The sequence below is a fragment of the Streptococcus sp. GMD6S genome (assembly GCF_000297015.1).
This window is the reverse complement of sequence record NZ_AJRH01000005.1, coordinates 74,488-84,417: the sequence shown is the minus strand read 5'-3', so window position 1 is coordinate 84,417 and position 9,930 is coordinate 74,488. Positions and strand designations below refer to the sequence as shown.

Here is a 9,930-nt window from a genome sequence, read left to right as displayed (position 1 = left end):
GATGGAGTGGAAACGAAGGATGTCTTTTCCAACCATATGGAAGACTGTTCCGTTCCAGAACTTGTCAAAGTTGCCATGTTCATCTTGACCGTAACCAAGAGCTGTCGCATAGTTAAGAAGGGCATCGATCCAAACGTAGACAACGTGTTTCGGATTTGATGGGACTGGTACACCCCAGGTAAAGGTTGTACGAGATACTGCTAAGTCTTCCAAGCCTGGCTCAATGAAGTTACGCAACATTTCATTAAGGCGACCATCTGGAGTGATGAAGTCAGGATGTGATTTGAAAAATTCGACCAAGCGGTCTTGGTATTTGCTGAGGCGAAGGAAGTAAGACTCTTCAGAAACCCATTCCACTTCGTGACCTGATGGAGCAATACCGCCTGTCACATTTCCAGCTTCATCACGGAAAACTTCCGCAAGCTGACTTTCTGTAAAGAATTCCTCATCTGAAACTGAATACCAACCAGAGTATTCACCCAAGTAGATATCATCTTGAGCAAGCAAGCGTTCAAAGACCTGAGCCACTACTTTTTCATGATAGTCATCAGTTGTACGGATAAATTTATCGTATGAGATATCTAGTAATTTCCAGAGTTCTTTGACACCAACTGCCATGCCGTCAACATAGGCTTGTGGTGTGATGCCAGCTTCTTCCGCTTTTTGCTGGATTTTCTGACCATGCTCGTCAAGACCTGTCAGATAAAAGACATCGAAGCCCATAAGGCGTTTGTAGCGAGCTAGGACATCACAAGCGATGGTTGTGTAGGCAGAACCGATATGAAGTTTACCAGATGGATAGTAAATCGGTGTTGTAATATAAAAATTCTTTTCAGACATAATTTTTCCTTTCCAGGCAAATGAAACCTGATTTTCTAACACTTCATTATATCATATTTTTAGTGATTTTCGATAGGAAAATCCATACAAAAACAAGACAGATAAATGTCCATCTTGTTTTTTTCTGTTCTATATCTTATTCATAACGAAGTGCTTCGATTGGATCAAGCTTAGACGCTTTATTGGCTGGCAAGACTCCAAAAATCATCCCAACGCTGGCTGACACAGCCAAGCTAAAGAGAGCGATTGGGAGGGAAACCCCAACTTCGATACCTGCAATCATGTTTTGAAGCAATACTCCAGCTAACATGGTCATTCCAGCAGCAATCCCAAGACCGATGACACCACCTAGCAAAGTTAAGATCATGGATTCAATCAAAAACTGTACCAAGATATTAGCCCGAGTAGCTCCGAGAGCTTTTCGTAGACCAATCTCCCGCGTGCGTTCTGTCACCGAGACCAGCATGATATTCATGACACCAGTTCCCCCGACAAAGAGAGAGATTCCTGCGATGGCACTGATGATCGTTGTCATAAAACCAAATAGTTGTTGTACCTCTTGGAAGGCGGCAGTTGCATCCGCAACTTGGTACTCCCCTTGCTGAAGACCAGCAATCTCAGTCAATTTTCGAGCCAACTCTGGTCCCAAGGTCTGCGTTAGACTAGTATCATTGACACGAAAGACGATGTTCGAGATTTCATCAGTATTAAAATTGGCTGCGAGAGAAATATTGGTCGTAATTGGAAGACCACCAATCCCAAAGGCTTTAGCAGTTTTAGCTTCATTACTAGTATAAACACCAATCACACGGTAACTAAATTCATTAACAGAGATGATTTGATTAACCGCAGCTTCTGGACTATCAAACAAACTCTTGGCTAGTTCTTCGTCCAGCAAAATCACACTGGCAAATTCCTTGTAGTCTTGCGGTCTTAGACTTCTACCCGCAACGATTTCATTTTCAACTGCGTTCATGTAGGTGCTATTTCCGCCTGTCAGAGTCGCTCGTTCAACTTTCTTATCCTTATAAGATAGGGTGACGTTGGTCGAGTTGGTGACATAGTAGCTGTCTACTCCTTTAAGTTTAGCAGCCTCCTTGACCCAGGATTCTAGTGGTTTTGGTGGTTCAACATGAACATCCTCTTCTTTCCCGCTGACTGTCAAAGCGGATTGTTTCTGCGTAAAGGAACCATCCTTGCTTTTGATAGGAGAGAAAAAGACATGGATATCCTTCTGTGATTTGGTCATGTTTTTATTGACCTGACGAGACATGGAGTCTCCCAGTGCCATGATGACGACGACAGATGAAACTCCGATGATAATCCCAATCATGGTGAGGAAGGAACGCATCTTGTGGGCCATGATGGATGAAAAGGCAAATTTCAGATTCTGCATCTAGTTTTCCTCCTTTTCTACCAGAGCACTGTCTGATGAGATGACCCCATCACGAATGACAATTTGGCGTTTGGCATAGGCAGCAATCTCAGGCTCGTGCGTGACCATGATAATGGTTTTCCCTTCCTTGTTTAACTCAACCAACAGTTGCATAATTTGATTTCCTGTCTTGGTATCCAAGGCTCCTGTGGGTTCGTCTGCTAGGATGATAGAGGGATTATTTACCAAGGCACGCGCAATTGCTACACGTTGCTTTTGACCACCTGATAACTCAGAAGGCAAATGATGACTGCGCTCCGTCAACTCAACCTTTTCCAGAAATTCCTCAGCCAATTTCCGACGTTTAGAAGCCGAAACACCCGCGTAAATCAAGGGCAATTCGACGTTTTGAAGTGCATTGAGCTTGGACAAGAGAAAGAACTGCTGAAAGACAAAACCGATTTGCTGGTTGCGGACCTTGGCCAGTTGTTTCTCTCCAAGACCTGCCACTTCTTGACCTTCAAGATAGTACTCTCCACTAGTTGGTGTATCCAACATTCCGATGGTATTCATCAAGGTAGACTTACCAGAACCAGAAGGTCCCATAATAGCAACAAAGTCACCTTCATGAACTTCTAGATTGATATTTTTAAGGACCTGCAGTTCTTGGTCACCATTTCGATAACTCCTGCAGATATTTTTGAGACTAATTAGTTTTTTCATCAGCCTTCACCTCTTTTCCTTCTTCCAAGGAAGATGTTGGATTACTGATGACCTTGGCTCCGTCTGTCACACCTGAAGTAATTTCTTGGTTGTCTGCGTCCGCATTCCCCAAAGTAACTTCTACCTTCTTCGCTTTTTTCTGGTCGTCAACGACCCAGACATAGTTTTTGTCATTTTCGGTAACAACACTGGTTAAAGGAACAAGGATGGCTTTACTTTTGTTTTTGACTTCAACACTGACTGAGAAACCTTGTTTCAACTCACCGATATCGCTGGTCACATCAACAGTATAAGGGTACTTAGATCCAGTATTTCCTCCAAGAGCTGCATTCGCTGCTTCTCCATTGTTCTTAGGATAATCAGAAATATAGCTGATTTTTCCTGTCCAGCTCTTATCTTGGTAAACCTTCGAAGTAAAGGTAACTTCTTGCCCAACAGAAAGGTTAGCAAGGTTGTATTCAGACAACTCCCCTTTGACTTGCAAGTTTTCATTACTTACGACATGTACTACCACTTGGCTATTACCTGTTGGCGATTTGGAAACATTACGATTAACTTCAACTACAGTCCCTTCTAGTGTACTGAGGACAGTTGCAGCATCTAGCTGAGCTTGAGCCTTGTTGAGTTGAGCAACAGCATCTGCACGGTTATCCTTGGCATCACTGATTTGAGAATCAATAGAAGATACTGAAGAAGTCGCTGCTTGCGCTTGTTCTGGGAGTCCAGCTTCTATTGGAACCTGTGGAGAAGCTGGTGTAGCTGATGCATTCTCACGAGCTTTGTTTAACTCCTCGATATGACGGTCTGCCTTTGCAACTGCACGATCAGCTGCATCATAGGCAGCTTGAGCATCTGCACTGCTGTATTTGACCAAAGCTTGCCCTTCTTCGACCTTGTCCCCGACTGAAACGAGAATTTCATCTAAATCTCCCTTACTAGCATCAAAATAAACGTATTGTTCATTTTTTGCTGTAACCGTACCTGATAAGAGAACCGATGAAGCAACAGAACCTTCCTTAGCAGTAACGATATGAGAGGTTTCCTCCTTGACTGCTGACTGGGAAGGTTGTCTAAAAATCAAAATCCCCGCAGCACCGATAACAATAGCACTGGCAACACCAATCGCTGTGTATAATTGCCATTTTTTTGCCTTCTTATTTCTTTTCATTTTTAAGCTCCTTTATTCTTTTGCCTTACAAAAACCATTATATCAGAAACACCAAGCCCAAACAATGACAGTTCAGATGGAAACAATGACAATTCAGGATCATTATTTCATTCGGTATTCGTTTATTGGATTATTGTGCTAGATATATAATACAATATCTTTTTGAATTTGGCAAGCGTTTTTATAATTTTTTTATCGTAGCAGATTTTTGCATTCAAAAAATAAAAACGATAGAATATGACTATCAAAGCTATAAGGAGTTTTCTATGAGAGAATATGATATCATCGCCATCGGTGGAGGAAGTGGCGGTATCGCCACTATGAACCGAGCTGGTGAACACGGGGCTAAAGCAGCTGTTATCGAGGAGAAAAAATTAGGTGGAACCTGCGTCAATGTCGGCTGTGTTCCTAAGAAAATCATGTGGTATGGAGCGCAAATCGCTGAAAGCCTCCACCACTACGGCCCTGACTACGGTTTTACAAGTTCAGATGTTCAATTTGATTTTGCTAAACTTCGTCAAAATCGTGAAGCCTACATCGATCGTGCCCGCTCGTCTTATGATGGAAGTTTCAAGCGCAACGGTGTTGATTTGATTGAAGGTCGTGCTCATTTCGTTGATGCTCATACAGTCAGCGTTAATGGTGAATTGATTCGTGCAAAGCATATCGTGATTGCGACTGGTGCTCGACCAAGCATTCCAACTATTCCTGGAGCTGAACTCGGTGGTAGCTCAGACGATGTCTTTGCTTGGGAGCAACTTCCTGAATCCGTTGCTATCCTAGGCGCAGGCTATATCGCGGTTGAGCTAGCTGGTGTTCTCCATGCACTCGGTGTAAAAACTGATTTGTTCGTCCGCCGAGATCGTCCTTTACGTGGTTTTGACAGCTACATCGTTGAAGGTCTTGTCAATGAAATGGAAAAAACAGGTCTACCTTTGCACACACATAAGGTACCCGTCAAGCTCGAAGAAACGGAGCAAGGTATTACCATTCATTTCGAAGACGGTTCTAGTCACACTGCCAGCCAAGTTATCTGGGCTACCGGTCGCCGTCCAAATGTAGACGGTCTGGAGTTAGAAAAGGCTGGAGTTACACTCAACCAACGTGGATTTATCCAAGTCGATGAATACCAAAATACAGTTGTAGATGGCATCTATGCTCTTGGAGACGTTACTGGTGAGAAAGAACTGACCCCAGTAGCCATCAAGGCAGGACGTACCCTATCTGAACGCCTCTTCAACGGGAAAACAAACGCCAAGATGGACTACACGACTATCCCTACAGTTGTTTTCTCCCACCCAGCAATCGGAACAGTCGGTTTAACTGAAGATCAAGCCATCAAAGAATACGGCCAAGATAACATCAAAGTCTACAAGTCAAGCTTTGCATCAATGTACTCAGCCGTTACAAGCCATCGTCAAGAATCTCGCTTCAAACTCATCACTGCAGGTACTGACGAAAAAGTTGTTGGCCTACACGGACTTGGTTACGGAGTGGATGAGATGATTCAAGGATTCGCTGTTGCTATTAAGATGGGAGCAACCAAGGCGGACTTTGATGCTACAGTAGCAATCCACCCAACCGCTTCAGAAGAATTTGTGACCATGCGCTAATTATCGCAAGAGACCTCTTGAGGTCTCTTTTTACTTGCAAAATCGGCCGTTACAAAATTGTTACCTTGATTCCAAAAATAGGTTGACTTTTGTTTCTGAATTAGTATAATAGTTACTATAATTTTGAAAAGAGGTTAACAGTTTTGAAAAAAGCTCATATCTATGCTATCCCTGCTATAGGTGCTGCTCTCATCGCCGTATTGGCACAAATCAGTCTCCCTATCGGTCCTGTCCCCTTCACTCTGCAAAACTTTGCGATCGGTCTGATTGCTACTGTTTTTAGACCCAGAGAAGCTGTTCTATCTGTAGCTCTCTATCTCTTGCTGGGTGCCATTGGTTTACCTGTTTTTGCAGGGGGAGGAGCTGGATTTCACGTTTTAGTCGGCCCAAGTGCAGGCTATCTTTGGTTCGACCTTGTCTATGCTGGACTTACATCTTATCTCATCCATCAAAAAAGTAGCTACATTCGCATTTTCCTAGCCAACCTCTTGGGCGATTCACTCGTCTTTGTCGGAGGTATTCTCAGCCTCCACTTCCTTGCCGGGATGCCATTTGATAAGGCACTAGCTGTCGGTGTCCTTCCCTTTATCCTCCCTGATCTTGGTAAGATTATTGCCATTAGTTTCATTAGTCGTCCCCTACTCGAACGATTGAACAGCCTTCCATATTTTTCAAGATAAAAGAATAGTCCAGAACAATTGTTCTGGACTATTTCCTTTCTAAGAATCAACTGTACACTATTTAGCTACTTGACTATTCTTATACCGGTATGAATATTAATCGTTTTATTCTTCAAATTACAGCTATTCACGATATGCAAAGTAGAAAAGTATTCTAATTGATTCAAACCAAATAAGCTTCCATTGATTTTGGATTCTTAGCAATTGTATACTTTTCAGAAAACGCATTTTCAATGATTGAGCTATATTTTATAAATTATTTGTGATACAATAGAGCTACCTAAAAGATTCAGAAAATTTAATGTTCATTGATTGTTTATATTAACTTGAACATTCTGATTTTTCTTCATTCAAAAATAACTGTAAATAATTATAAGTAGAAAGGTAATTCTATGGCAAAGAATACTCGTGAGCTAATCATTAGAGCTCTCATCACACTAGCTAAGAAAAATCCTCAGCGTAGTTCCTTTACAATGACTGAAATTGCTGCTGAAGCTGGTATTTCACGACAAGCGATTTATCAAAAGCATTTTAACAACTTTGAAGATATTATCGAATACATTCACGAAGAGACCAATCAGCACTTTTTTAACGTCTTTAATAAGTACTGCCCTAGCAATGATGGAGATCCTATCAGCTTTTTAGCAGACCATATACTTCCTCTCATATACGAAAAAAGGGAAATTGTTAACACCTTGTATACCACACAAGTCGACCCATGTTGGAAGGAATTTCTGCGTGGAACATACTCAGAGTGGGTACTAAAGAATGTCAATTACCAACTGAAATATAATTTTAATAAAGAGGACATCGCTTATATCATTACGACCATGGCAATCTCTTTCATTGAAGTCTGGATTCGTAAGGATGATCCAACACCACCTGAAGAGTATAGAGAGACTTTTATTCAATTGTCTAAAACTTCTCTGTGTGACTATATTGTGTCCTAAAAAAAGAATCTTGAGTTGCACTCAAGATTCTTTTTATTGTTGCCCTTTAAAGGCATCGACCATTACCTGAAATTCTTCATTGGAAAGCGTGATTCCTTTGCCCATTTTGGTATGGTCTGGGCTCCAAGCGCGAATGTCAAACTTTGCAGGGGCACCATTAAAGCTAACGCGATTTAGTTCTTTTGTCCATCCTTTGTCATTTTCAGACAAGGTGAGCAAGTGTTCTTCGATTTCAAATGTAAATTCTGCCATTTTAACTCCTTTATGTGATATGCTTTCTATAGTCTATTCGTAAAAATCTTGTGGTTTTTAGGAAAATTTTATATAATGTGGATATATAAGAAGGGAGGATTCTATGAGACAGACATTCAAACTAGTTCTAGATAAACTACATGGTTTTCTCAATGGGAATGATGATCATCCTCAAATCGAGGATAACTCCCTCACTGCTATGATTGAACAAGCCATCCAAAGAAAGACGGCTGTTCATGTCATACTTGCTGAGACAAGTTTTACGGGTGATATTGTTAAACACGATGCTAATCGCCAACAAATTATCGTCAAAAATTTTTCAAAAAACGTGACCCGAATCATTCGTATCAGTGATATTAAACGACTTCGTTTTGTTCCCTCAACCGTACAAAAAGCTCAGAAAAATCTATTTAAGAAAGAGTGAGATGTTCTTTGCATCCCACTCTTTTTCTTAACGAATTTGTTCAAAATGAAGATGAACAGCGATATGGTCGCCATAACCACTTCTCTCCAAATCGCGTTGCAAGCGATAAGAGATATAATGTTCTGCGATTGTAATGTAGCCAGCTCCAAGCAAGCGGTGCTCAACCATTGACTGGATCATGCTGATAGTGGCACGTTCTACTTTTGCTTCTTCCAAGTCCAAAACGACTTTTTTAGTAACTTGAGCTAAGTTTTGACGTAGGTCATCAGTCAAAACATAAACTGTTTGGGCTGCTTTTAGAACAGCTTGGTAAATTTTATCTGGATCAAATTCAGCAATTTCTCCATTACGTTTGATTACTTGCATAAGGTTCTCCTTTATTCTTTGTTTTCTTTGATTTCAGCCAGCATCTTTTCTTCTTCGGCTGTCAGTTTATAGTTTTCTAGCAGGTCAGGTCTGCGTTCGTAGGTTTTCTTTAGACTCTCATACAGCCGCCACTGGCGAATCTTTTCATGGTGCCCACTCATGAGCACATCTGGCACGACCATACCTCGATAGTTATAAGGGCGAGTGTACTGAGGATATTCGAGAAGACCCGAAGAAAAGCTATCATCCTGGTGACTAGACTCCTTACCAATCACTTCCGGTATCAATCGCACAGTCGCATCGATCATGGTCATGGCCGCCAATTCTCCTCCAGTCAAAACATAGTCTCCTAGGGAAATTTCATCAGTTACCAAGGTCTTGATGCGCTCGTCATACCCTTCATAATGACCGCAGATAAAGATTAGTTCTTCCTCTTGAGCCAAATCCTCAGCATAAGTCTGATCAAACTGCTTTCCAGCTGGATCGAGGAGAATGACGCGCGGATTTTTCTTTTCAATAGCATCAAAGGCATCGAAAATGGGTTGAGCCCTTAGCAACATCCCCTGACCGCCTCCGTAAGGTTCATCGTCAACATGACGGGCCTTTTCAGCATATTCTCTGAAATTATGATACTGGATATCCAAGAGCCCTTTTTCTCGAGCCTTCCCAACAATCGAGTGTTCCAGCGGAGAAAACATCTCAGGAAAGAGGGTTAAAATATCAATCTTCATCATCTAGTCCTTCTAAGATTTCCACTTCGACCCGCTTGTTTGGAATATCAACATTGAGAACTACTGGCGGAATGTAAGGTAAAAGCAAATCTCGCTTACCTTTTCGCTTTACCACCCAGACATCGTTGGCTCCCGGTTGTAGGATTTCCTTGATAGTTCCTATCAAGTTATCACCCTCGTAAACATCCAAACCGATAATCTCGTGATAATAGAATTCTCCATCATCTAGATCGTTCAAATCTTCCTCGGCGACCTTGAGACTATAGCCCTTGTACTTTTCAATCGCATTGATATGGTACATGTCTTTGAATTTGATAATGTCAAAGTTCTTATGCTTACGGTGACTTGCGATGGTCACTGTTTGGACAAACTGGTCTTTATCATCAAATAAAGCCAGCTCTGCCCCTTTTTTAAACCGTTCCTCAGCAAAATCCGTCACAGACAAGACTCGCATCTCACCTTGTAGACCCTGCGTATTGACGATTTTCCCAACATTAAAGTAGTTCATCTTGTCTCCTGTATCTATTTCTATCCTTTATTTTATCACGTTCCAGGGATTTTCACAAGTTGGAGAAAATCAGCTATAATCCCAAAATTGCTAGTAGTTTCCTCTTTAATGTTAATTTATATTTAAAAGAAGAAATATTTATATTCCCGTTATACATATTACTATAAAATGTATACTCCCCAATTTGACCTTGACTTGTCTTCCATTTCATTCTTAAACTAGGTATAGTCTCAGGTAAATTTGTATAAATCAATAAGCATGTATAATTTTTTAAATTTTTGACTGTATGTATTTTATCTT

12 protein-coding genes are annotated in these 9,930 nt (G+C 41.2%); 4 read left to right on the top strand and 8 right to left on the bottom strand.

What is annotated here, in order from left to right:
* The 4 genes from GMD6S_RS01505 to GMD6S_RS01490 form a co-directional block, all read right to left on the bottom strand.
* Window positions 1-840, bottom strand: an 840-nt coding sequence (locus GMD6S_RS01505) for a class I tRNA ligase family protein (RefSeq protein ID WP_001291342.1), incomplete at its 3' end; no start/stop codon positions are given.
* A 136-nt stretch (window positions 841-976) separates the two neighbouring features.
* Entirely contained in the window at window positions 977-2,236 is a 1,260-nt protein-coding gene (locus GMD6S_RS01500; RefSeq protein ID WP_001180392.1) for an ABC transporter permease, read from the bottom strand.
* Complete coding sequence (locus GMD6S_RS01495; protein ID WP_000733786.1) at window positions 2,237-2,938, bottom strand: ABC transporter ATP-binding protein; 702 nt, start codon at window positions 2,936-2,938, stop codon at window positions 2,237-2,239. It lies immediately after the preceding gene.
* Window positions 2,922-4,106: an efflux RND transporter periplasmic adaptor subunit gene (locus tag GMD6S_RS01490; RefSeq protein WP_000827875.1), complete on the bottom strand. Its 1,185-nt coding sequence runs from the start codon at window positions 4,104-4,106 to the stop codon at window positions 2,922-2,924. The genes GMD6S_RS01495 and GMD6S_RS01490 overlap by 17 nt, the downstream gene beginning before the upstream one ends.
* Before the next feature lie 266 nt (window positions 4,107-4,372).
* Here GMD6S_RS01490 and gor point away from each other — a divergent pair, with 266 nt between their 5' ends.
* From gor to GMD6S_RS01475, 3 genes are all read left to right on the top strand, one after another.
* On the top strand, window positions 4,373-5,719 hold the full coding sequence (gene gor, locus GMD6S_RS01485; protein ID WP_001209564.1) for a glutathione-disulfide reductase: 1,347 nt from the start codon (window positions 4,373-4,375) through the stop codon (window positions 5,717-5,719).
* Window positions 5,720-5,862: 143 nt separating this feature from the next.
* On the top strand, window positions 5,863-6,399 hold the full coding sequence (locus GMD6S_RS01480) for a biotin transporter BioY (RefSeq protein WP_000709012.1): 537 nt from the start codon (window positions 5,863-5,865) through the stop codon (window positions 6,397-6,399).
* A 392-nt stretch (window positions 6,400-6,791) separates the two neighbouring features.
* Window positions 6,792-7,349 carry a TetR/AcrR family transcriptional regulator gene (locus GMD6S_RS01475; protein WP_001107630.1) on the top strand — a complete coding sequence of 186 codons (558 nt, stop codon included), beginning with the start codon at window positions 6,792-6,794 and terminating at the stop codon, window positions 7,347-7,349.
* Window positions 7,350-7,382: 33 nt separating this feature from the next.
* Here the strand turns inward: GMD6S_RS01475 and GMD6S_RS01470 are convergent, their stop codons facing one another.
* The gene (locus tag GMD6S_RS01470) at window positions 7,383-7,601 is read right to left on the bottom strand and encodes a YdbC family protein (RefSeq protein ID WP_000807417.1); all 219 of its coding nucleotides are present in this window, start codon (window positions 7,599-7,601) and stop codon (window positions 7,383-7,385) included.
* A 103-nt stretch (window positions 7,602-7,704) separates the two neighbouring features.
* Here GMD6S_RS01470 and GMD6S_RS01465 point away from each other — a divergent pair, with 103 nt between their 5' ends.
* Window positions 7,705-8,025, top strand: a complete 321-nt coding sequence (locus GMD6S_RS01465; protein WP_001250031.1) for a hypothetical protein — start codon at window positions 7,705-7,707, stop codon at window positions 8,023-8,025.
* Window positions 8,026-8,052: 27 nt separating this feature from the next.
* Here the strand turns inward: GMD6S_RS01465 and GMD6S_RS01460 are convergent, their stop codons facing one another.
* Genes GMD6S_RS01460 through rimM form a run of 3 tightly spaced genes read right to left on the bottom strand, consistent with a single transcriptional unit; the run spans window position 8,053 to window position 9,630 of the window.
* A complete protein-coding gene (locus GMD6S_RS01460; protein ID WP_001196045.1) occupies window positions 8,053-8,391 on the bottom strand; it encodes an ATP cone domain-containing protein in 339 nt (112 codons plus the stop codon).
* 11 nt (window positions 8,392-8,402) lie between these two features.
* Entirely contained in the window at window positions 8,403-9,122 is a 720-nt protein-coding gene (trmD, locus tag GMD6S_RS01455) for a tRNA (guanosine(37)-N1)-methyltransferase TrmD (protein ID WP_008289256.1), read from the bottom strand.
* Complete coding sequence (gene rimM, locus GMD6S_RS01450; RefSeq protein ID WP_001105876.1) at window positions 9,112-9,630, bottom strand: ribosome maturation factor RimM; 519 nt, start codon at window positions 9,628-9,630, stop codon at window positions 9,112-9,114. Before rimM ends, trmD begins: the two co-directional genes overlap by 11 nt.
* Window positions 9,631-9,930 lie beyond the last annotated feature (300 nt).